The 21,637-nt window shown below is 47.8% G+C and carries 22 protein-coding genes; 6 read left to right on the top strand and 16 right to left on the bottom strand.

Annotation, left to right across the window (positions count from 1 at the left end):
• Window positions 1–16 precede the first annotated feature (16 nt).
• Window positions 17–988: a ThuA domain-containing protein gene (locus FXO21_RS26495; RefSeq protein WP_409014811.1), complete on the bottom strand. Its 972-nt coding sequence runs from the start codon at window positions 986–988 to the stop codon at window positions 17–19.
• A 77-nt stretch (window positions 989–1,065) separates the two neighbouring features.
• Window positions 1,066–1,413, bottom strand: coding sequence for a winged helix-turn-helix transcriptional regulator (locus tag FXO21_RS26490; protein WP_149642914.1), 348 nt, complete (start codon window positions 1,411–1,413; stop codon window positions 1,066–1,068).
• A 95-nt stretch (window positions 1,414–1,508) separates the two neighbouring features.
• On the opposite strand from FXO21_RS26490, the gene FXO21_RS26485 reads away from it, so the two are divergent.
• Both FXO21_RS26485 and FXO21_RS26480 read left to right on the top strand, forming a co-directional pair.
• Entirely contained in the window at window positions 1,509–2,249 is a 741-nt protein-coding gene (locus FXO21_RS26485) for an SDR family NAD(P)-dependent oxidoreductase (RefSeq protein WP_149642913.1), read from the top strand.
• Window positions 2,250–2,336: 87 nt separating this feature from the next.
• On the top strand, window positions 2,337–2,900 hold the full coding sequence (locus tag FXO21_RS26480) for a maltose acetyltransferase domain-containing protein (protein ID WP_149642912.1): 564 nt from the start codon (window positions 2,337–2,339) through the stop codon (window positions 2,898–2,900).
• A gap of 81 nt (window positions 2,901–2,981) precedes the next feature.
• Here FXO21_RS26480 and FXO21_RS26475 read toward each other — a convergent pair whose 3' ends face one another.
• The 5 genes from FXO21_RS26475 to FXO21_RS26455 form a co-directional block, all read right to left on the bottom strand.
• Window positions 2,982–3,548, bottom strand: coding sequence for a DUF4256 domain-containing protein (locus tag FXO21_RS26475; protein ID WP_149642911.1), 567 nt, complete (start codon window positions 3,546–3,548; stop codon window positions 2,982–2,984).
• Window positions 3,549–3,670: 122 nt separating this feature from the next.
• Entirely contained in the window at window positions 3,671–4,051 is a 381-nt protein-coding gene (locus FXO21_RS26470) for a DoxX family protein (protein ID WP_149642910.1), read from the bottom strand.
• A gap of 6 nt (window positions 4,052–4,057) precedes the next feature.
• Complete coding sequence (locus FXO21_RS26465) at window positions 4,058–4,540, bottom strand: SRPBCC domain-containing protein (RefSeq protein WP_149642909.1); 483 nt, start codon at window positions 4,538–4,540, stop codon at window positions 4,058–4,060.
• 40 nt (window positions 4,541–4,580) lie between these two features.
• Window positions 4,581–4,904, bottom strand: coding sequence for an ArsR/SmtB family transcription factor (locus FXO21_RS26460; RefSeq protein ID WP_149642908.1), 324 nt, complete (start codon window positions 4,902–4,904; stop codon window positions 4,581–4,583).
• Window positions 4,905–5,032: 128 nt separating this feature from the next.
• Window positions 5,033–6,298: a hypothetical protein gene (locus tag FXO21_RS26455; protein WP_149642907.1), complete on the bottom strand. Its 1,266-nt coding sequence runs from the start codon at window positions 6,296–6,298 to the stop codon at window positions 5,033–5,035.
• A gap of 225 nt (window positions 6,299–6,523) precedes the next feature.
• Here FXO21_RS26455 and FXO21_RS26450 point away from each other — a divergent pair, with 225 nt between their 5' ends.
• The gene (locus FXO21_RS26450) at window positions 6,524–7,171 is read left to right on the top strand and encodes a hypothetical protein (RefSeq protein WP_149642906.1); all 648 of its coding nucleotides are present in this window, start codon (window positions 6,524–6,526) and stop codon (window positions 7,169–7,171) included.
• Window positions 7,172–7,191: 20 nt separating this feature from the next.
• On the opposite strand, the gene FXO21_RS26445 is transcribed toward FXO21_RS26450, so the two are convergent.
• From FXO21_RS26445 to FXO21_RS26415, 8 genes are all read right to left on the bottom strand, one after another.
• On the bottom strand, window positions 7,192–9,360 hold the full coding sequence (locus tag FXO21_RS26445; RefSeq protein WP_149642905.1) for a cation:proton antiporter: 2,169 nt from the start codon (window positions 9,358–9,360) through the stop codon (window positions 7,192–7,194).
• A 15-nt stretch (window positions 9,361–9,375) separates the two neighbouring features.
• Complete coding sequence (locus FXO21_RS26440; RefSeq protein WP_149642904.1) at window positions 9,376–9,933, bottom strand: hypothetical protein; 558 nt, start codon at window positions 9,931–9,933, stop codon at window positions 9,376–9,378.
• A 126-nt stretch (window positions 9,934–10,059) separates the two neighbouring features.
• The gene (locus FXO21_RS26435; RefSeq protein ID WP_149642903.1) at window positions 10,060–10,713 is read right to left on the bottom strand and encodes a DedA family protein; all 654 of its coding nucleotides are present in this window, start codon (window positions 10,711–10,713) and stop codon (window positions 10,060–10,062) included.
• 10 nt (window positions 10,714–10,723) lie between these two features.
• On the bottom strand, window positions 10,724–10,849 hold the full coding sequence (locus FXO21_RS29120; protein WP_255486831.1) for a hypothetical protein: 126 nt from the start codon (window positions 10,847–10,849) through the stop codon (window positions 10,724–10,726).
• Window positions 10,850–10,881: 32 nt separating this feature from the next.
• Window positions 10,882–11,286, bottom strand: a complete 405-nt coding sequence (locus FXO21_RS26430; RefSeq protein WP_149642902.1) for a GreA/GreB family elongation factor — start codon at window positions 11,284–11,286, stop codon at window positions 10,882–10,884.
• A 113-nt stretch (window positions 11,287–11,399) separates the two neighbouring features.
• Window positions 11,400–11,753, bottom strand: a complete 354-nt coding sequence (locus tag FXO21_RS26425) for a hypothetical protein (protein ID WP_149642901.1) — start codon at window positions 11,751–11,753, stop codon at window positions 11,400–11,402.
• Window positions 11,754–11,818: 65 nt separating this feature from the next.
• Entirely contained in the window at window positions 11,819–12,796 is a 978-nt protein-coding gene (locus FXO21_RS26420; RefSeq protein ID WP_149642900.1) for a hypothetical protein, read from the bottom strand.
• 71 nt (window positions 12,797–12,867) lie between these two features.
• Window positions 12,868–13,953 (bottom strand): calcium:proton antiporter, encoded by a 1,086-nt coding sequence (locus FXO21_RS26415; RefSeq protein WP_149642899.1) that lies wholly within the window; start codon window positions 13,951–13,953, stop codon window positions 12,868–12,870.
• Window positions 13,954–14,207: 254 nt separating this feature from the next.
• On the opposite strand from FXO21_RS26415, the gene FXO21_RS26410 reads away from it, so the two are divergent.
• The 3 genes from FXO21_RS26410 to FXO21_RS26400 are packed head-to-tail and all read left to right on the top strand — an operon-like array spanning window position 14,208 to window position 21,398.
• A complete protein-coding gene (locus tag FXO21_RS26410; RefSeq protein WP_149642898.1) occupies window positions 14,208–16,487 on the top strand; it encodes an ATP-binding cassette domain-containing protein in 2,280 nt (759 codons plus the stop codon).
• Complete coding sequence (locus tag FXO21_RS26405) at window positions 16,484–18,853, top strand: PDZ domain-containing protein (RefSeq protein ID WP_149642897.1); 2,370 nt, start codon at window positions 16,484–16,486, stop codon at window positions 18,851–18,853. The genes FXO21_RS26410 and FXO21_RS26405 overlap by 4 nt, the downstream gene beginning before the upstream one ends.
• A 7-nt stretch (window positions 18,854–18,860) precedes the next feature.
• On the top strand, window positions 18,861–21,398 hold the full coding sequence (locus tag FXO21_RS26400; protein WP_149642896.1) for a glycoside hydrolase family 95 protein: 2,538 nt from the start codon (window positions 18,861–18,863) through the stop codon (window positions 21,396–21,398).
• 33 nt (window positions 21,399–21,431) lie between these two features.
• On the opposite strand, the gene FXO21_RS26395 is transcribed toward FXO21_RS26400, so the two are convergent.
• On the bottom strand, window positions 21,432–21,632 hold the full coding sequence (locus tag FXO21_RS26395; protein ID WP_149642895.1) for a helix-turn-helix transcriptional regulator: 201 nt from the start codon (window positions 21,630–21,632) through the stop codon (window positions 21,432–21,434).
• Window positions 21,633–21,637: the final 5 nt, after the last annotated feature.

The raw sequence follows: 21,637 nt of genomic DNA, 5'->3' as shown, positions 1-21,637 counted from the left end.
CCTCTTCTTTTGTGTCCTATTGCTCGAACTTTCGCTGACTTACCTGAGTTTCAGTCGGGAAATCCTTCGGTATAGGAATGTCGACCTTGCCGGTAGCCGCCCATTGCGTGCCGCGCAGCAGACAAGTGATAAATCCGGCGCATTCCACCGAATAATCTGCGTGGCCCAGTGCCATATGGAAAATCCGGCCTTTTCCGTATTGGATTGTCATCAGCATCGGCTCATTGCGGTCGGTGCCGTTATTGCTTTTCGGAGAAAATGCAGTGGCAAGTACCTGCATGTTTTCAGCTGGCCCGCGAAGGCGATCGTACAGCTCATCTTTGCTGTGCAGCCATTTTTCCGGCATTCCGTTCGTGATCGGGTGTTTCGGATCTCTTACTGTAATTACAAATTCAGCCTGCGCGCCGTGTGAGCCTGCTTTTCCCGGTTGGGTATCGCGGATCAGCTTATTGTTTTGGTCATAATAAACATAGGGACCGTCTTTTTCAGTGCGATCTCCCCAACCGCCCAGCCCGATCATCTGATTATAAGCGGGCCATTTCGGGAAGGAATTATTAGCAGCATGGATTACGACAAGTCCGCCGCCGTTTTTCATGAACTTTTCAAAATCCTGCTGTGCCGCCGCCGACCAGGGCGCAGCATTCCAGCCAAAATTACAGATCACCACATCGTAGTTTGAAAACTTGGGGTGAAATGCGGAATCCATTCTGGGCTCTTTAAATGCCTGGGTTTCAGGGCCACCTTTTACCGGGTACTGCGCTACCCATTTATCGCCTTGCCAGGTGTAGCGGGTACGCTGGATATCTACCTTAAATTTTTTAGTCTGTTCCAGATCGTATTTCATCATAGCCGTGATTTTCGGCCACTGCTCGTGATTGTTCTGGCCGTCGACGATCAGCACCCGGAGCGGTGATTTCTGAGCGAGGGAAATATTTTCCAGACTTACGAAAACGACTACCAGACAAAGGATTTTTTTGATTAACATCATATACCTGCGGGACATAGATTTTAGGTCAAAGATTTAAATGACATTCTCAAAAGAAAGGCATTAAGAAGAAAATCTCCTCAATCGGGCCGGTTCTTCTCTCCCCATTCTGACAAATAATCGAACACCGGGCCCAGGCTCAGACCGAGCGTGGTAAGGCTGTACTCTACTTTCGGCGGGACTTCCGGATATACCTTCCGGCTAATGAGCCCGTCTTTTTCCATTTCTCTAAGTTGCAGGATCAGAATCCTTTCCGAAACCATCGGCAGGTCTTTTCTCAGCTCGTTGTAACGCATGGTTCCGCGCATCAGCCGCGCCATGACTGGTACTTTCCACCGGCCACCGATCAGGTTGATCGCGTAAGCAATGCCGCAATTCGCGTTAATGAGTGTTTCGTTTTCCAGGTTTGTTGAGCTCTCTTTTCTCATACTAACATTTGTGTAAGTACTTAACAATCTTATCAGTACTTACAAATCTAGGTAGTTAAATCTAGTTTTGCACAGTAAATTTTTAAATCAAACAAATGAAAAAATTGGATCACAAAGTTGCTTTTGTAACAGGCGGAAGCAGGGGGATTGGCGCGGCAGTCGTGGAACGTCTTGCCAGCGAAGGTGCCAAAGTTGCATTCACTTATGTAAATGGAAAGGAGAAAGCGGAGGCGCTGGTCGGTAACCTTGGTCAGGCCGGATTCACGGTGACTGCTTTCCAGGCGGATAGTGCAAAAAGAGGCGAAATCAGTGCTGCGATGAAGCAGGTTGTTGCCAACTGGGGCAAGCTGGATATTGTCGTGAACAATGCGGGTATTTACATCGGAAAGCCGTTTGAGCAACATATCATGGAGGATTATGACCAGACAATGGCGGTCAATGTCGGCGCTGTTGTGGAGGCTTGTTTGTTTGCGTCGCAGAAAATGGAGCAATCCGGGCGGATTATTACCATCGGCAGCAATATGGCAGATAAGGTGCCGGCGGCTGGCGGAACACTCTATTCGATGAGCAAGTCGGCGCTTGTCGGGCTTACAAAAGGGCTTGCGAGGGATTTGGGGGGCAGAGGGATTACCGTCAACCTGGTGCAGCCCGGATCTACAAACACGGATATGAACCCGGAAAATTCTGAACATGCCGATTTTCAGCGTAACCTGATGGCGATCCCCGCTTATGGTAAGCCCGCTCAAATCGCGGCTCTTGTTGCCTATCTCGCTGATCCGGAAAGCGGGTTCTCAACCGGCGGGATCTTTACCGTGGACGGAGGAGCTAACTGCTGACATTACCGGGCAATTAATCGTTAGCGCAGTTTTCAGGAAGGATGCGGCCCCGGTCGATCCTTCCTGAATTATTGCTATTATTAAGGCATGAAAACAGAAAAGCAAAAAATGCTGGACGGAGCGTTGTACATCGCTCTTGATCCTGAGCTAACAGAGGAAAGAACGCGGACGCGCCTGCTGCTGCTGGAACTAAATAACGGCCGCGAAGATGAGCCCGAAAAAAGAGCTGACCTATTGAAGCAACTCATTCCCAACGCCGGTACAGATCTGTGGCTGCAGCCCCCGTTTTACTGCGATTACGGGAGTAATATCATCTTTGGCGACAGGGTATTCTTTAATTTCAATTGTGTAGTGCTGGATGTTACCTATGTCAGGATCGGCAGCAGGACCCTTTTTGGCCCCAACGTTCAGATTTATACTGCCACGCATCCTATTGATCCTGTTACAAGGGCGTCGGGCGTGGAATTCGCCAAGCCGATCACGATCGGGGAGGATGTGTGGGTAGGAGGCAGCGCAGTGATCAATCCGGGCGTAACGATCGGCGACCGTACCATTATCGGGGCAGGGAGTGTTGTTACGAAAGATATTCCTGCGGATGTGTTCGCAGCCGGGAATCCCTGCCGCGTAATCCGGTCGCTGTTACAGGATTAAGTTGGCAGGGGTTAGTTATTGGTAGCTATCGTTCTAAGTAGTTCGAGGTGGTTCGAGGTGGTTGGGTGGTGGTATTCTTCGTTATACTTTCAGCAGGCCGCGGAAGCCTCTGGCGGCGTAGTAGGAGTCGGCGCCGTTGTGATAGATGAAAACCCTGCCGAAACGGCGGTCACCGAAGATAGCGCCTCCCAGCTTTCTGACGTTAGCAGGTGTTTGCAACCAGCTGGAAGTTTTCAGGTCGAACTCGCCAAGCTGCTGTAATTCATTGTATTGTTCCTCATTCAGAATCTCGATACCCATTTCCGCCGCCACATCCATCGCTGTATTTTCCGGTTTATTGGCTTTTCTGGCTTCCCAGGCAGCACGGTCGTAGCACAGGCTTCTGCGTTCTTTCGGACTTTCGGTTGCACAATCGCAAAAGATATAATGCCCGGCTTTTTGATCGTATCCGATGACATCCGGCTCACCACCGGTAACTTCCATTTCATCCAGTATCCATAACTTTTCGGGGCTGGCTTCCAGCTTTTCCTGAACTTTCACCCAGTCAATACCTTTGTGGCGGTTTTTGTTTTTTTCGAAACGCGCTTTCAATGTTTCCAGCAGCATGGCAGCCTGGTCTTCGGACAATTGTTTTTTATCGTTTTTCATTTTTCTAGTCTAATTCATTCGTGCTTATTCGTGTATTCGTGGCTTTGTATTGCCACTAATGCACGAATAAGCACGAATATTTCTGGTTAAAGTAGTTGTAATTTATGTTCTAATTCCGGCTGTTAGTTTAAAGTGACCAGTTTCCTGTCCGAAGGCCGGAAATACCAGGACACGAAGGTCAGAACAATTAACAATACCGGCCCGAAAAAATCTTTCGCAGCGTCGCCGGCCGCAATATGCGAGCACACCGCGCCTGACATGACAAAGAAAAATCCCGCATAGGCCCATTCTTTTACCAATGGAAACCTGGGAATAAGTACTGCGACAACTCCGAGCAGTTTCCAGACACCGATAATCGTTAAAAAATAAAGCGGATAACCCAGATGCGCCATCATATCCACTTCTTCTTCTATGGGAATCAATTGAACAATTCCGGTCGAAACCATTCCCAATGAAAGCCAGATTGTTGCAATCCAATAAATGATTTTATTTCTCTTTGACATAGTCGTTTATTTTAAATTGTTCAGGATTTGCTGTAGTCTGTTGTGTGCCATATTAAGACCCTGTGCAAAAGGCATTTTTAACATCTGATCCCTGAGTTCTACCGATTTATACACGATTTGCATGGTCAGTTTACTGGTATCTGCTGTTATTTTTTCAAATTCTAAAAATTCAAGTTGCACAGCGAATCGGATCGCCGAAGCGGGCGTATTTTCCATTTCAAATGTGCGCGTGATTTTTTGGTCGGGGATAAATTCAGGGAAAACCCCGTTCATGCGGACCATCACATTTCCCTGCGGATCGGAAGTTTCGAACTGATAAGCGCCGTGCTTCTTATTTTCGAGTTTCAGAACCTTCGTTCCCATCCATTGCGACACAATATCCGGCTCAACATAAGCCTTAAACAGTAGCGCCAGGGGCAGATCAAACTCTCTAGTAATTACAATTTCCTGTTTGCCTTCTTCGGCATGCACTTTTGTTTTTCTTTCCATATTTCGCTGGTTTGGTGTTAATTTTTGCGATTGGTCAGGCCTAGTCTCCTAATTTATAACTCTTCATGATCGCTTCCAGTTTATTGAAACGATCGTCCCACATGTTGCGGAATGGTTCGATGAAATCGGCTATTTCCTTCATCTTTTTTGCATTAAGGTGGTAGTAGACTTCCCGGCCGCTTTGTTCCTGTTGAAGCAACTCGCATTCCGTAAGTATCTGCAAATGTTTTGAAACGGTAGGTCTTGCCGTTTCGAAATTGGACGCAATTGCGCCTGCTGTCATGCCCTGCGACGTCAGGAGTATCAAAATTGCCCTCCTGGTGGGGTCGGCGATGGCTTGAAAAACGTCTCTTCTTAAATTCATTATGTAGTTATTTGGCTACGAATATATGTGTAGCCATTTGACTTCGCAAATTTTTTCGGAATTTATTTACAATCCTGTCTCAGAAGTCAGTCTATGATTTGAAAATGGCATTGATCGTTTGTCAGATATCAGGCTGAATGAGCCTGACTTATACTCGTATTTAAATCCCTTATCGTCTCAATCAAAAGCCAGATCAGCAGGGTATTACGAAGGTTCAATATCAGTATCATGGGCATTTTCATCCTGATCAGATCATCATAATGGCCCGGGAATATGATCACCGTCAACATGCATGCAAGCGCAAAAATCAGTCGGTTTTTCTTTTTGCAGAAAGGAATCAAAGGCAGCAGCCAGACCAGGTACTGTGGAGAAAATACTTTGTTTAGCAGAATGAACAGAAGCAGCTGAACGGTAAAAGCCAGTATTAAAGTTTGTATAGCAATTTGCCCCTGCTGTTTTGATTGCATCCAGAAAATCCGGACTATAAAGCAAAGCCCCAAAAAAAATGCCAACGGCGTGAGCACCTTGACAGCTTGCAAAGCATATGCCGACCAGCTACTTTCCAGATGCAGCGCACCATAATTGTGCACCACATGAATAGCTGTGAAACCTGCTTTTTGAAACAGCAGCAATATTCCCCCGGCGACACTTTCAAGGTGTATGCCTCTTAATAAATGGCTACTCAGAAAATCATCTATCGCATTGCTTCCAATCCATAAAAACGCAGCCAATATGATCAGAAGAATTGACACAAAACCGGCTGCATGCATGAGCAGCTTTTTGTAATATTTATTTAACAGATAATATAATCCCAAAAAAGGTATCATAACCAGCGCATACAATTTGGCCGCGATGGAAACCATCATTGCCGAACCGGAAACAAATGGCCGCGTAATTAAATAGCGGAGTGATACCGCGGTTAAGAAGGCAGTAAACGGGTCGAAACGGAACAGGAAGATGGGAAGTGATATGATTAACAAACCAAAATACCAGATCGCGACCGGCTTGCGGTTATCCGGGACTATATTGGAAATCAGATAACCTCCCGCCACGCCCAGCGAGATATTTTGTGCTGCAAACCAAAATATGTAGCCGTCAATCGTATCGTAAAAAATGCGGTTAAGAACTTCGGGCACGACAACCGGAATCAATGCCAGGATGGGGTATTCGATATGAAAATCCCGGTAAGGAACCTGCCCGTCGAGTATTTTAGAGGCACTCCCGTAATAAAGAGAAAGATCTGTGAAATGACTGACCTGCCGAAAGCAGAGGTAATACATTTCAAGGGCCAGATAGAGGGTGAATGCAGATGCGAAAAGATAATCGACAGCCGAAAAGCTGTTTAAACTGAACCGCTTCCAAATGTAGCCGGAGGAGTTATTTATTTCTGCCATGCATATAAAATTGTACTAAATATAATGACATACTATTTCCGGCTTCTTAATGTGACTGACTTTTTGAATAAACGACCATTGGTAATCTTTTTCCAGGCCGGTCTCCCATTAAGTTATTACAAGTGATCCCTATAAAATAGAAAATATAATGTCTTTTCCAGGCAGCGTTCCGAAGTGGAAATGTGTCCTGGTATTTCAAGGTAATTCAACAAAAAATCTATCGGCATGAGAAAGTACCTTTTACTTACCCATTTAATAGTTTTCGCACTTTTTGCCGGCTCCTGCTCGAATATGGAGGTGGGCAAGGAGGAGACCCGGGACACAAAGCTTGACAAGGACGAAGTGCTTGATCTCTTAGGCAGGAAACCTTTGTATATAGCGGCGGCCACCCGCGAAAGCAGTAGCGGCACTGAGGATCTGATGCTCGATCCGAAGTACATTACTTACCGAGAAAACGTGTTTTTAGTGTTTTCTGAGGACTTCGTCAATTTTTACGGAGGCTCGGCCATCACAAACGACACCATTCCACCAACCGCAAGAGCGTTCACCCTGAACACCCGGATTGCACTTCCGACGAATATCAGCCACAGTTGGGACGATGCAAAAGGCACGATGTTGTTAAAATTTAAGGGAACATCGTCGTACTTTCCAATGCTTCGCGACAACCAAACAGCTTATCTCGATCCGGAGGGCTTTAATCTTGTGCCGACTTACGATCCGAAAACGGATGGAATACCTCCATCGCTGAAATTTATTTCGAAGGAAAACGATCCTAAGCTGGGAGAGGTTACGTATACTTTTACTTTTAAACCGATGTGGTTTTATTATCGAATGCCTGGTCAGCAGGTGTATGAAAATTTTGTGGTGTATTGACAGTACCCATTCTAGGCTGCTTATTTATCTCCCAGCATCCGCCGCAGGTACCTGGCCGCCTTACCCAGCGACCCCAGCTTGTCCGACAGCGTTTCGATAAGCGCACTGTCTGCCTGCTCGATATCACTCATGTTAATACCTGATTCAAGCTGTTTCGGATAGATCAGGATCAGGCTCTGCTGGTGGAAATAGTGGGACAGGTAATACGGCAGCTTCTCCAATTGGGGAAGGTAGGAGGGCGAGGCTTTTCTTGCGGAAATAATCACGAAAAGGTCGTTTATTTTTAATTCTCGCGAAAAAATCAGAAAATCGTCCCACTCGTTGAAAATGCTGAATTGCGCTTCGACCGTTCCGCTTTTTCGCGAAATAATGCTTTTGGTAGCTTTAATCGTCTGAGCCGACGCGTAGAAATGAATGGGCAATGAACTCATTTTCCCGAACGATACCAGCTTGCTGAGCCAGTGCAAAAATCCCGGCTCGGTGCTGGCAGCCGGCGGTACAGCTACCACGATCCTGGTGAGTGTATTGAACGGCTGGGCCGGTTTGTATATATAAATCGTTTCAAAAATCCGTTTAACGATATTTTCGATTTTCGGGCCAAGAAAGGTTTTATGGTCTGTATCCTGGTGCAGCCCGATCACCACGTCGGTAATATGCTGTTCTTTAATAGTGTAGGTGATGCCATTGCTGATATTGGCGTCGTAGCGGGTGAGGGGTATCAAGGTGTTTTCGGATGCGCTCGCGTGCTCTACGGCTTTATTAAGTATTTTTTTGCCGTGCGAAGCCGAGTCATGCTTCTGGTCTTCGTCAGTTACAATATGCAGTCCGTAAAGTGGCACGGCACTCTGTTTCATTTTCAGCATAATCCCGAAATCGACCATATCTGCAATCATGTCCGGATAGGACAGGGAGACTAGTATTTTCTCGTCGGTATCAGAGCTGGAATCCTCGGAAACTTCCTCTTCCTGCAACAGCGCCAGTTTTTTCGAAGCTTTTTCTACAACAAACGAGCTTACGCCGCAGCTCACCAGGATCAATACGATCGTACCATTCAGAACGTCCTCATCCAGGAGACGGATCGGCTCACCCAGTGCCGATTCGCCTACTATAATATTGTATCCCACTAGAATGATGGCCAGGGTAGCGGCTGCGTGCGAGGCGCTCAAACCAAAGATCATCAAACCTTCATCAGCCGAAAGCCTGAATATTTTTTGCGTAAGCCATGCAGCAAGATATTTACTTGCGAGTGCGACGACCAGGATTACGCCAGCTACCTTAAATGCGCCCCAGCCTTTGAACAAAACACTGATATCCACCAGCATCCCTACGCTGATCAGGAAGAATGGGATGAATAACGCATTACCTACAAAATCGATCCGGTTATTCAGAGGGGAAGAATGCGGAACGAACCGGTTCAATACAAGTCCCGAAAAAAACGCGCCGATAATGGCCTCGACCCCCGCGAGCTCAGCAAGGAAAGAGGCAAGAAAGACCATCGCCAGCACGAATATGTATTGCGAGATACTATCGTCAAAACGCTTGAAAAACCACCGGCAGATAACAGGGAAAAGCAAAAGGACGACCGCGACAAAGACGATAAAAGAAAACCCGAGCCGAAACCAGAATGCCGGTGAAACGTCCCCCTTGGACATTCCGGCCACTCCGGCGAGGATTAAAAGTGCGAGAATATCGGTGATCATCGTGCCGCCGACAGTCATATTGATCGCCCGGTTGCGGGTCACGCCGTACTTACTCGCGATCGGATAGGAGACCAGCGTGTGGGTTGAGAACATACTGGCCAGCAGCAGAGAGGAGAGAAAGCCGTAACCCAGTATATAGTAACTCGCCAGTGTGCCCGAAACGAGCGGCAGCACAAACGTTAAAAGTCCAAAAACGACGATTTTATTACGGTTTTTTCTGAACTCCGCCAGATCGATTTCGAGTCCGGCCAGGAACATAATATAAAGCAAGCCCACCGTCCCGAACAGTACGATGCTGCTATCGCGGCTCAGCAGGTTCAATCCGTAGGGGCCCACGATCATCCCCGAAATGATCAGGCCGATAATGTGCGGTACTTTGATCCGGTTGAAAAGAATAGGGGCAAAAAGAATGATAAAAAGCACCACCGAGAAGATGATGACCGGGTTTTTAAGGGGCAGTGAAAGGTCGACTAAAAGCAAAGAAATCATACGCACATGTTTAGCTTATTTCGGCCTTTCGGCCGTGAGGGAGTAGCGAATTTTACAATCTGTGCGCTCTACTACCCTGGTACCTTCCATTTTATTTTCTTTAAGTTCCAATATCACACGCATCACCGATTCGGATCCCGGCTGGCCGTTTGTGGCTTCCAGCTGGGTTTGGGAAAAAGAACCGTTATAAATGCGTGAGAGTTCGTTCCCGGCAAAAGCATTGACGACAATTCCCTTGTTACTATACGTAATTTCCCAGGTTTCAGTTTTAGAATCCCCGATTGCCGAGCCGCTGCAATTGGTCTCCGTGCACCGCATTTTCACGACCCATTTACCGGTAACCGGCTGGGCATGCAGCGAGTCGGTGATGGCTGTGGAATCTTCCTGCTGCTTTTTCTTCTTCTCCTGCAATTCCTTTTCCCACACGGTCAGCTGCTGTTCCCATTGCATCAGTTTTTGTTCTGTTTTTGCAATTTGCTGTTCACGCAGGGTCAGTTTTTCCTCCCTTTCTTTATAGCCACAGCTCTGGGAGCATGCTGCCAGAATCAGCAAAAACAATGTCCATTTTTTCATGTGCGTCTCTATTTAATGGCATAAGGTAATCGAATTAAAGGTTTTTTTTACCCGGATGAAAAAAAAGCACCTGAATTCCCGCGAAGGAACCAGGTGCCGGTTCAGGGTTTAAACGGAAATTAGTGCTCAGGCAGGACTGAGATTTTTCTTTACAAGCTGCCAGATTATCGGTAAAACGGACAAGAGAATGATGCCCATGATCACTTTTTCAAAATTGTCCCTGACCAGTGGGATACTGCCCAGAAAATAGCCGGCCAGCGTCAGGCTGAAAACCCAGAGTATTCCCCCGATCACATTGTATTTGAAAAAAATACGGTAGTCCATCACACCTATACCTGCCACAAACGGCGCCAGTGTCCGCACAATCGGTACAAAACGCGCTATGACAATGGTCGATGGCCCGTATTTCTCATAAAAGCTGTGCGTATGCGCCACATGCTCGGGTTTGATTATATGTCTTCCGGAAATGCGCATCTGGAGTGCGGTCGCGCCAAACCGTTTTCCCAGCAAATAGTTACAAGTATCCCCCAGGATGGCCGCAATCAGAAGCAGCCCGATGATCAGCCAGATATTGAGCGACTCCGAGTACTTCGCAGCCATCATTCCTGCCGCAAAAAGCAATGAGTCGCCCGGTAAAAAAGGCATTACTACCACACCCGTTTCGACGAATATGATCATAAACAGGATGATGTAGGTCAAAGCCCCATACTCTTCAATAATCCGGCCCAGGTGCTGGTCCAGGTGTAAAAAAATGTCGACTATTTGATTCAGTATTTCCATTCCGGTAATTTTAAAAAACGATCGTCAGTATGCAGAATACAATGTAAACTGAGATCAGGGCCAGGGCGCAAAGCATCACGAAGAGCAAATTGTTCTGGCGTCGTTCCTTATCACTTTCTGGTACCACGGCGCTCATTTGGTTTTGTTTAAATGTTAAAAGAATAGCAACTAGGCCTGGTCGTATTGCGCTGCATTTTGAATTACATCGAGTACTTCAAATTTTTTCAGGCCGGCAGGCATTTTCCATTCCACTGTTTCTCCCTTGCAAAGCCCGATCAGCGCGGCGCCCATCGGGGTCAGTACCGATATTTTCTTTTCACGGATATCAGCGTAAGCAGGCATTACGATCGAGAACTCCAGTACCTTGTTGGTAGCGAGTTCCCGCACAATAACCTGGGAATTGAGGCGGATACTCTTTGCTGGCAATTCGTCATTTTCAACGACGATCGCCCTGTTGAGCTCATAGGAAAGGGACATTTCATTCACATTACTGCCTGAAAAATTTTCGGCAAACTGTTTCAGCATACGGAAGTCGTCTTCGCAAAGTATGACGTGGTTTTTTTGATTATCCATATTCGTTCGGTTTATAAAATAAAATTTCCGCCTGCCAGCTTGGAGCGGCAGGTCGGTAGGGGAGGAAAGTTGATTGAGTTAAAAAATGATCAAATGCGACGGGGATAATTGGCTTAATGTTTCGAACCGATCAGGGACCAAACCTGCTGAACAAAAAACCTTTCCTGGCGGGAAACCCCTGCCGGCCCATTCGCGACGCGGTTTAAAATGTTTAAGAACTTCCTTTCAGTCAGCTCGTTGAGTACGATAGGCTGCGGGCCGGCATATTTGAACGGAAGACCGGCATTTTGCCCAAGAATGTGCATATTCTCCTGGATGAAATGCGCATATACCGGCAGATCGGATTGGTTGCCAACCTTGTTGGCTGCCCCGGCATTTTGAAACTGTTTGTTCCGGAACATGCCGTCGACTTTGGACAATGCATTTAAAATGGAAGCCAGGCCCTTTGAAATTTGTTGTGAGTGCATCGCAAATGAATTGGTGTTACATTAAATAAGCTGTGCATTTACGGGAATTCTTCTAAATCAACCGCTTAGGCGAAAGATTGGGTCGCGAGTTGGTGAAAAACACGTTCGTCGAGCTTGTACCGGTCGTTGAGGGTCAGGCTGCTTCGCGCATTGAACAAAGCATGGTTTACAGCGTTGTAAATCAGCCAGTATGAAGTACTTGTCCCCAGCAACCGTTCTTCGAGCCGGAGCCGTTCCTGGGCCTGCTTGGCCAGCTGTACCGGGATCGGCAGTTTTTTGAGGACGTTTTCATCTGCCCTGGCTACTGTCTTCTCCTGGAAACGCTCATAAATGGTCGCAGTCAGGGACTGTTCCGGCCTGATCTGGTTTGAAAGCGCATCATAGAGTTGTTTCTGAAAAAGCGCGGGTGTCAGCTTGCTCTGGTGTATTTTTCGAAGCTCCCTGCTGTTTTGAGAATCCTTTTGCTGCCCCTTCATTTCGGTGTCCCGGCGCTTTTTATCCTTTGTCTGTGGCTTAAAAAGCCAGTCCCTGTAAGCGTTCATCCCGCCGAATGAATCCGCCCAGCCCATCAGGCCATTCTTGCAAATGTCACGGTATAAGCTACTTGCAGGCGTGCCAGCCAGGCTGAGCATTGCCGTAAAAGTTTGTCCCTGAATGCTAAACGGCGTTTTTCCATTATAGCTATTGGTGAGTATCAGACTCCGCTGCAATTTCTCCTGTCCCACCAAAAGTTCCTCCGGCAGGATGATACTGATGCTGAACTCACCGGTTGTGGTGTGTTTGATTTCAAGCTTGTAATTTTTCCCAAAAAGCTGGTCTATCACCTCACGGATCACCGTGTTGGGAATGATCGTATAATTTGCGCTCTGTATACCGAAAATGGTTTTCCTTCCTCCGCCCGGCTCACCAACCACCAGCTGCTGACGGTCCGTCGCAGTGATGTCGTAGTCCGGCAGCAGGTCCGAAAGCCACACTGGATTAACCGGGTAGCAGATATCGTCCCACTGATCGGTGAACAATGGCTGTGCGCTGATGTAAGTCATTTTCTTATTTTTATTTTTACAGTTGTAAATTTACAAGTATAAAAATGGTAAACCAAATTAAGATGCAGAATTTACGGTACGATGGTCGTAAACAGGTAAACAGCAAACAGGACCAGTAATACAACGCCCTGCATAATAGTGGTACGACCTGTACCGAAAGTGAGGACGACGGTAAAAAGGGACAGGATAAGCAGGAGAGTAGATTTGGTATCAATACCCAATGTGATGTTTAATCCGGTAACGATCGAGACAACCGCCACCACGGGAATAGTAAGCCCGATACTTGCCAGGGCCGATCCCAATGCGAGATTCAGGCTGATCTGCAGTTTATTTTTCTTTGCCGCCCTGAGCGCCGCCATTCCTTCGGGAAGCAGGATCACAGCTGCAACGATTACGCCCACCAGCGATTCAGGCGCTCCCAGGTCTACTACTCCTTTTTCAATGGTAGGGGCCAGCATTTTAGCAAGCAAAACCACCGCGACAAGACAAACCAGCAGCAAAACTGTACTCAGCGTGGTTACTTTGTTGGTAGGAGGGTCGACGTGGATTTCTGATTTGGTGTCAATATCTTCTGGCAGGAAATAAGCCCGGTGCCTGACCGTTTGTACCATCACAAAAGTACCGTATAGCACCAGGGAAATGACAGCAACAAAAATCAGCTGGCTGGTATTATACACCGGACCTGGCATGCTGGTCGTGTAATTGGGCAATACCAGCGTGAGGACCGATATGGCGGAAAGCGTCACAAGCGCGGCGCTGACCCCGAACCTGCCGAAATGTTGCTCCTGGTATTTAAATCCACCCACTAGCAGGCATAATCCGATGATGCCTGTCAAAATGATCATAATTGCCGCAAATACGGTATCCCGCGCCAGCGCTGCAGTTTCGGCCCCGCCTGCGAGCATGAGAGATACTATCAATGCCACTTCGATAATGGTAATGGCAACGGCCAGGACCAGTGTCCCGGCGGGTTCACCTACGCGGTGGGCGATTACTTCTGCATGATGCACTGCAGCTAAAACTACGGAGATAAGGGCGACGGCAAGCAGCATCTCGTACGCACCGCCGAACTCAAAGAATGTATTGAGATAATAAAGCACCCAGGCAATTACGGGGCTGACCATTGACCAGAGCGGAAGAGAAAATTTTGATTTCATATGTAGCAGTAAGGATTTTAGATTGCTGATACCGGGTTACACGCCGGCTAACAAAATGTGGAATGCGGGTATTTTTATAAAACGGATGCCGCTTATTTAAGCAACAGCGATTTTACGCGTGCCGTTTCCTGTTTTTACAGGTTTTTCAATTTCTTACTTTTATTACAATCATTTCAGAAAAATTTCAGGAAGTTTGGCGGCTGCTTTCCTTTTAAGCCTGCAAAGATCATTTCTAACACCAACCGGCCGATTAAATGAATAGGTTTCAGGAGTACATTGAAATTCGTGGAGCACGTGAGAATAATCTCAAAAATGTATCATTGAGTATCCCGAAACGGAAGATTACCATCTTCACGGGCGTTTCAGGTTCCGGCAAATCCTCCATTGTTTTTGACACAATAGCCACCGAGGCACAACGGCAGCTCAATGAGAATTTCAGCATGTTTATCCGCAACTTTTTGCCTAAATACGCCCAGCCACATGCCGACGCGATCGAAAATCTGAGTATGGCCATCGTGGTGGACCAAAGGCGGCTCGGCGGAAATTCGCATTCCACAATGGGGACGATCACGGACATTTCGCCTGTGCTCCGTCTGCTTTTTTCAAGGATCGGCGACCCGCATATTGGTAATTCAAATGCATTTTCATTCAACGATCCGCAGGGTATGTGCAGCGAATGTAATGGATTGGGAAGGAAAATGGGGGTATTGACCGACTCTTTTCTGGACATGGACAAGTCGCTGAACGAAGGTGCGGTACAGGTTCCGGTATTTGCTGCCTGGGAAAAAAGCAGTTACGCTAGTTCCGGTTTTTTTGACAATGATAAAAAGCTGTCGGACTTTACCGAGGAAGAAATGGACCTGCTGCTGTACGGCAAGAATCTGAAGTACAAGCTGCAGATCGGTGGCGGTACGATGAATGCGACTTACCTGGGGATTATTGAAAAATTTGAAAGGTCGTATATCAAAAGGGATCTTAAAACACTTTCGGAACGCACCCAAAAAATGGTCGCTCCCTATATTGCCCTGAAACCTTGCCCAGCGTGTAAAGGTGCGAGGCTAAGCCAGGCTGCTTTGGGTTGTAGGATAAAAGGGATGAATATTGCCGAAATGTCGGCACTGGAAGTTTCAACTTTGCTTTCGCTGATTAATGATATCAAGGATCCGGTAGCAGCTTCGATGGTGGCAACTCTGTCGGAGAGGCTGCAGCATTTGGTGGATATTGGCCTGGATTACCTGAGCCTGGATAGGGAAACGAGTACATTATCCGGTGGAGAATCCCAGCGGGTAAAAATGGTCAAGCATTTGAGCAGCAGCCTGATAGATGTCATGTATATCTTCGATGAGCCGAGCGTAGGCTTACATCCGAGGGACGTGCACCGGCTGAATGAGCTGTTGCGGAAACTCCGCGACAAGGGTAATACCGTGATTGTAGTCGAGCATGATCCGGACGTGATCAAAGTGGCCGATCATATTGTGGACGTAGGTCCGCACGCCGGAAGCAAGGGTGGGAATATCGTTTTTGAAGGCACATTTGACGAACTGGTGCGAGCCGACACACTTACAGGGCGGCACATCAAACAGTCGCTGCCGGTCAAGCAGCACAGCAGAAAGTCATCAGGCAAGTTACCGGTACAGAAGGCGAATGTGAACAATCTGCAGAATGTGAGTGTGGATATTCCCGAAGGCGTACTTACGGTGGTGACAGGTGTGGCCGGTTCGGGAAAAAGCTCACTGATCAATCACGTATTTTTGAAACAACACCCCAAAGCAATCGTGATCGATCAATCGGCCGTGGGGACTTCCACCCGCTCCAACCCGGCAACTTACACGGGCGTAATGGATGATGTGCGGAAGGCTTTTGCCAAAGAAAACGGGGTCAGTGCGTCGTTGTTCAGCTTCAATTCGCAGGGAGCCTGCGAAAACTGCCAGGGGCTTGGGGTAATCTACACAGACCTCGCGTTTCTGGACGGGATCAAAACAACTTGCGAAATCTGCGAAGGCAAGCGGTTTAAAGAAGAAGTGCTCGCTTACAAGCTCGATGGTAAATCAATTTCAGATGTACTTGAACTGACTGTTTTGCAGTCCCTCGATTACTTTAAACAAAAAGATATCAGAAACAAGTTGCAGGCTATGAGCGACGTGGGACTGGATTACCTGACATTGGGGCAGCCGCTCAGTACCTTGTCAGGAGGTGAATGTCAGCGAATCAAGCTTGCCAGCGAGTTGCATAAGAAAAGCGGCATTTATGTGCTTGACGAGCCTACCACAGGTCTGCATATGTCGGATATTACGCACCTGCTTGCGATTATGAACCGGCTGGTCGATTCGGGCAATACCATGATCGTCATCGAGCACAATCTCGATGTGATCAAGAATGCAGACTGGATCATTGATATGGGCCCGGACGGGGGAACAAAGGGAGGAGCAGTAGTATTTGAAGGAACCCCGACACAATTACTGGGTGCCGAAGGTTCTATTACAAGCTTGTACCTGAGAGGCGCAACCACGGCGCAAAATGGCAGGGAGAAATGAAAAGACACCTGAACCTTCCCGCTGGACTGCTGTTTTTTACACTTATTCTTTTCCTTTCAATAAATGCCTGCGCGGCAGAGCTGTATGTTTCCAAAAGCGGAAATAATAAAAATCCGGGTACCCGGGAAAAGCCGCTTGCGACGATAGAAGCCGCGCGCGACAAAGTTCGAAGCATAACGGAGAAAACCACCGTGTTTTTGCGACAGGGGACATATTACTTGTCGAAGCCTATTGTGTTCGGCGCGCTGGACACAAGGAAAAATGGGCAGGAGGTGGTGTTCAAAGCTTTTCCTGGCGAGAAGGTGATAATCAGCGGCGCAACGGAAATTGTGGCGAAATGGTCGGCAGGTGAGGGCAATATCCGCAAAGCGCTGGTACCTGCTTCCCTCATTTATGACCAGCTGTTTTTGGATGGAAAAATGCTGAGAATGGCCCGTTATCCAAACTACGACTCTACGAGCAGCCACTTCGGCGGCTTTTCATCGGATGCTATTTCACCCCAAAAGATCAGGTCGTGGAAAAATCCGGAAGGAGCTTACGTTCACGCCATGCATAAGCACGAATGGGGCGATTACCACTACCAGGTTATCGGAAAGCCTACCGACAGCACTCTTACGTTGTCGGGGGGCTACCAGAATAACCGGCAAATGGGGATGCACGATAAATATCGTTTCATCGAAAATGTACAGGAAGAACTAGACGCAATTAACGAATGGTATTTTGATAAAAAAACGCGGACACTTTTCGTCTACGCGCCTGCCGGAACCGATTTTTCAAAGGTGAAAGTACTTGCTCCGCAAATCCGTCACCTTTTTGAATTCAGAGGCACGGCGGAAGTGCCGGTGCAGAATATCAGTCTGGTGGGTTTCGAAATGACACATACCCTGCGCACTTTTATGGACACGAAAGAGCCGCTGCTGCGAAGCGACTGGGCGATTTATCGAGGCGCCGTGGTAGTCATGGAGGGTGCGGAAAATTGTTCTGTTAAACAATGCGATTTCAATGCGATCGGTGGCAATGGTATCTTTTTTTCTAACTACAATAAAAACAACGAGGTTTCGGGCTGCCATTTCCGGAACATAGGAGCAAGCGCGGTTTGCTTTGCCGGCGATCCCGCGGCTGTGCGCTCGCCAAGTTTTGAATATCATGAATCGGTGCCTTACGCGCAGCTCGACAAGAGCCCGGGGCCAAAAAGCAACAATCACCCTTCCGGATGCAGGGTTTACAATAATCTGATGCACGGGCTGGGGCAGGTTGAAAAGCAGGTTGCGGGGGTACAGATTTCCATGAGCATGGATATTACCGTAAGTCACAACACCATTTACAATGTCCCTCGTGCGGGCATCAATATCAGCGAGGGGACCTGGGGCGGGCACATCATCGAGTTCAACGACATTTTTAATACCGTACTGGAAACCGGCGATCACGGCTCCTTCAATTCCTGGGGCAGGGACCGTTTCTGGCACCCCGACCGTGGTTTAATGGATCGGTTGACAGCAGATCATCCCGAGGTGATCCGGCTTGACGCCATTAAAACCACGGTGATCCTTAACAACCGCTTCCGCTGCGATCACGGCTGGGACATCGATCTCGACGATGGCAGCAGCAACTACCATATTTATAATAATCTTTGTCTGAACGGTGGTCTCAAACTGCGGGAAGGGTTTAACAGGATCGTTGAAAATAATATTATGATCAACAATTCTTTTCATCCGCATGTGTGGTTTGCAAACAGCGGGGATGTGTTCCGCAAGAATGTGGTCACTAAACCATATTTCCCGATTCAGATAAAAGAATGGGGTAAGGAGGTAGATTATAACTTTTTCCCTGACCAAAACGCACTTGAACAAGCGCATAGCAACAAAACCGATTTGCATAGCCTGGCGGGAGATCCGATGTTCGTCGATCCAGCTTCCGGAAATTACCAGGTCAAGCCGGGAAGTCCCGCACTGACCGTCGGGTTTGTCAATTTTCCAATGGATCAGTTTGGTGTGGTTTCGCCGGAGCTGAAATCGCAGGCGGCCATGGTACCGCTGCCGGAGATAACCAGCTTTGCCGACAGCCAGACGAAAAATGAAATAGGGTGGCTTGGCGGCAGGGTACGGAATGTGGCAGGCTTGGGTGACAGGTCGGCTTATGGTCTTCCGGATGAAAAGGGTGTGATCGTTGAAACGTTGCCGGGCGGTACCATTTTGGGGAGGTCGGGATTACAGAAAGGGGATGTGATCCGCTCGCTTAACAAACGCGAGGTGAAAACCGTGGCCGATCTGATGAATATCTTCCAGGAAGTGAATTGGATGGGGAAGGGAGATATAGAATTTTTTAGAAATCAATCTTTGCAAGCACTTTCCGTTTCTTTTAAATAAAATAAAAATGTTCAGACTATTTCTGTCAAAAGCGACTAAAATCAGGTTGCTGCTAAGTATAACCGCTCTTTTTGCAGCCGGGAATTTCACGGAAGTGAATGCCCAGCAAGACCTTAAACTATGGTATAAACAGCCCGCGCGAAACTGGAACGAGGCTTTGCCGGTTGGAAACGGACGGATTGGTGCGATGGTTTTCGGAAGGGTCAATGAAGAGCTGATCCAGCTGAATGAGGAAACATTGTGGTCGGGAGGGCCTGTGAATAACAACCCCAACCCGGAGGCTTACAAATATCTTCCACAAGTCAGAAAGGCGCTGGAAAACGAGGATTACAAACTGGCAGAAGAGCTCACTAAAAAAATTCAGGGGTTATTTACTGAATCGTATGAACCACTGGGCGACCTGATGATCAGGCAGGAATTATCCGGTTCACCAACCGCATACCGCCGCGAACTGGACATTTCCAATGCAGTTTCAACCACAACTTTCACGATCGATGGCGTAGCTTACAGCAGGGAGATATTTATATCGGCAGCAGACCAGGTAATGGTTATAAAACTGACAGCGAATAAAAAAGGGGCATTGAACTTTACTGCGTCCACAGGCAGTCCGCTGGTTCACGCCAACGTAGCGATTGCGAAAGATCAGCTTGCGATGAAAGGCCAAGCGCCTGCGCATACGGATCCCAGCTATATGCAGACCATGGAAATTCCTGTGACCTATAACGATCCTTCCAAATGCAAGGGAATGCGATTCGAGTTGCGGGTCAAAGTGAAGGAGGCAGACGGAGAAGTTACCACGGACAGCGCAGGCGTACATGTTCGCAATGCCAGCAATGTGGTGATTTTGCTTTCCGCGGCAACCAGTTTCAATGGATTTGACAAATGCCCGGACAAGGAAGGAAAGAACGAAACCGCCCTTAACGAACAATATCTTGAAAAGGCCTCTGCGAAAAATTTCGATGCACTCAAAACCGCGCACACGGCAGACTATCATCAATTTTTCGATCGCGTGAGCCTTCATCTGAATGGAAATCCTGCGACAGACAAGCCCATGGATGAACGCCTGAAAGATTACACCGAGGGCGCAAAAGATCCGGGACTGGAATCACTTTACTTTCAGTTTGGAAGATATTTGCTTATCTCCAGTTCCCGGCCGGGTGGTATCCCCGCGAATTTGCAGGGAATCTGGAACAACCAGGTACGTCCGCCTTGGAGCAGTAATTTTACGACCAATATCAATACCCAGATGAATTACTGGATGGTTGAAACAGCCAATTTATCTGAACTACATACGCCATTACTTGATTTTGTGAGCCAGCTCGAAGTGACGGGCACGGAGGCTGCCAAGAACTTTTACAAGGCCAAAGGCTGGACATTACACCATAATACGGATATCTGGGCGACGACCGATCCCGTCAGCGGAAGTCCTTCGTGGGCCAACTGGCCGATGGGCGGGGCGTGGCTCTGCCAGCATTTGTGGGAGCATTATCAATTTACGGGAGACCAGGAATTTTTGACAAAAACAGCGTACCCACTTATGAAGTCTGCGGCGCTATTCTGCCTCGACTGGCTTATCGAGGATAAAAACGGAAAGCTCATAACATCCCCGGCGACGACGCCTGAAAATATTTTCATTGACGAAAAAGGTTATAAAGGCTCGGTATCTGTCGCGACAACCATGGATATGGCTATCATTTGGGATCTTTTTACCAATCTGATCGAAGCGTCCGAACGCACCGGAAGTGATGCCGAATTCAGGAAATTGCTCATTGAAAAGCGGAGTAAATTGTTTCCAATGCAGATTGGTAAAAAGGGGAATTTGCAGGAATGGTACAAGGATTGGGAAGAAGCAGAACCCGAGCACCGTCACATTTCACATCTGTTCGGGCTTTTTCCAGGTCGGCAGATTTCTCCGGTTTATACGCCTGCATATGCAAATGCAGCGCGCAGAACCATGGAGTTGCGGGGCGACGGAGGTACCGGTTGGAGCAAAGGTTGGAAGATCAATACCTGGGCAAGACTGCTGGACGGAAATCATGCTTATAAGCTCATTCGCGAGCAGTTAAAACTGACAGGCGTTGAAGGAACAAATTACGCAAACGGGGGAGGTACCTATCCCAATCTGCTCGACGCGCACCCGCCTTTTCAGATCGACGGGAATTTTGGCGGGACTTCGGGGATTACCGAAATGCTGCTGCAAAGCCACGATGGAGTGATCAATGTCCTCGCTGCGATCCCGGACGACTGGACAACCGGCGAAGTGAAGGGACTGCGCGCAAGAGGCGGGTTTGAGCTTGATATCGCCTGGGAAAAGGGCAAAGTATCGAAGCTGACCGTACGTTCCAAACTGGGCGGAAATTGCCGGATAAGTGTGCCAAATGCTTTGAAACTGAGCGGAAAGAAACTGAAACCCGCAACAGGCGCAAATGCAAATGCATTTTACAAAACGCTGCATACTGCCTCAGGTCAGGCAAAAACTGATTCAAAGCCGGCTTTCGATTTCATGACGGAAGCGGGTGAGGATTATGTATTGACGGCTAAATAACAACATCAGTTTTTTATCGAGCCACAGGATTAATCAGTCTTGTGGCTCGATGATGAAAATGTCCTCCACGGATTTGTCGAATACCCGGGCAAGCTTAATAGCGAGGATAGTCGACGGAATATATTTACCCGTTTCAATAGAATTGATTGCCTGGCGCGATACGCCCACCTTTTCGGCCAGCTCTGCCTGTGTCACACGCAGGATCGCTCTTTCAACACGAAGCGTATTTTTCAATGTTC

This window comes from Dyadobacter sp. UC 10, assembly GCF_008369915.1.
Lineage (GTDB): Bacteria > Bacteroidota > Bacteroidia > Cytophagales > Spirosomataceae > Dyadobacter.
Note: the sequence above shows the minus strand (reverse complement) of the source record. Positions and strands in the feature narration are given on the sequence as shown.

Excerpts from the sequence above, each read along its gene's own strand:
- FXO21_RS26480 (WP_149642912.1), top strand. The coding sequence starts at position 2,337 with ATGAAAACAGAAAAGCAAAAAATGCTGGACGGAGCGTTGTACATCGCT.
- FXO21_RS26420 (WP_149642900.1), bottom strand. The coding sequence starts at position 12,796 with ATGACTTACATCAGCGCACAGCCATTGTTCACCGATCAGTGGGACGAT.
- FXO21_RS26455 (WP_149642907.1), bottom strand. The coding sequence starts at position 6,298 with ATGGCAGAAATAAATAACTCCTCCGGCTACATTTGGAAGCGGTTCAGT.
- FXO21_RS26465 (WP_149642909.1), bottom strand. The coding sequence starts at position 4,540 with ATGGAAAGAAAAACAAAAGTGCATGCCGAAGAAGGCAAACAGGAAATT.
- FXO21_RS26400 (WP_149642896.1), top strand. The coding sequence starts at position 18,861 with ATGTTCAGACTATTTCTGTCAAAAGCGACTAAAATCAGGTTGCTGCTA.
- FXO21_RS26445 (WP_149642905.1), bottom strand. The coding sequence starts at position 9,360 with ATGATTTCTTTGCTTTTAGTCGACCTTTCACTGCCCCTTAAAAACCCG.
- FXO21_RS26460 (WP_149642908.1), bottom strand. The coding sequence starts at position 4,904 with ATGAATTTAAGAAGAGACGTTTTTCAAGCCATCGCCGACCCCACCAGG.
- FXO21_RS26450 (WP_149642906.1), top strand. The coding sequence starts at position 6,524 with ATGAGAAAGTACCTTTTACTTACCCATTTAATAGTTTTCGCACTTTTT.
- FXO21_RS26405 (WP_149642897.1), top strand. The coding sequence starts at position 16,484 with ATGAAAAGACACCTGAACCTTCCCGCTGGACTGCTGTTTTTTACACTT.
- FXO21_RS26485 (WP_149642913.1), top strand. The coding sequence starts at position 1,509 with ATGAAAAAATTGGATCACAAAGTTGCTTTTGTAACAGGCGGAAGCAGG.
- FXO21_RS26430 (WP_149642902.1), bottom strand. The coding sequence starts at position 11,286 with ATGGATAATCAAAAAAACCACGTCATACTTTGCGAAGACGACTTCCGT.
- FXO21_RS26495 (WP_409014811.1), bottom strand. The coding sequence starts at position 988 with ATGATGTTAATCAAAAAAATCCTTTGTCTGGTAGTCGTTTTCGTAAGT.
- FXO21_RS26425 (WP_149642901.1), bottom strand. The coding sequence starts at position 11,753 with ATGCACTCACAACAAATTTCAAAGGGCCTGGCTTCCATTTTAAATGCA.
- FXO21_RS26410 (WP_149642898.1), top strand. The coding sequence starts at position 14,208 with ATGAATAGGTTTCAGGAGTACATTGAAATTCGTGGAGCACGTGAGAAT.
- FXO21_RS29120 (WP_255486831.1), bottom strand. The coding sequence starts at position 10,849 with ATGAGCGCCGTGGTACCAGAAAGTGATAAGGAACGACGCCAGAACAAT.
- FXO21_RS26440 (WP_149642904.1), bottom strand. The coding sequence starts at position 9,933 with ATGAAAAAATGGACATTGTTTTTGCTGATTCTGGCAGCATGCTCCCAG.
- FXO21_RS26490 (WP_149642914.1), bottom strand. The coding sequence starts at position 1,413 with ATGAGAAAAGAGAGCTCAACAAACCTGGAAAACGAAACACTCATTAAC.
- FXO21_RS26435 (WP_149642903.1), bottom strand. The coding sequence starts at position 10,713 with ATGGAAATACTGAATCAAATAGTCGACATTTTTTTACACCTGGACCAG.
- FXO21_RS26475 (WP_149642911.1), bottom strand. The coding sequence starts at position 3,548 with ATGAAAAACGATAAAAAACAATTGTCCGAAGACCAGGCTGCCATGCTG.
- FXO21_RS26470 (WP_149642910.1), bottom strand. The coding sequence starts at position 4,051 with ATGTCAAAGAGAAATAAAATCATTTATTGGATTGCAACAATCTGGCTT.
- FXO21_RS26415 (WP_149642899.1), bottom strand. The coding sequence starts at position 13,953 with ATGAAATCAAAATTTTCTCTTCCGCTCTGGTCAATGGTCAGCCCCGTA.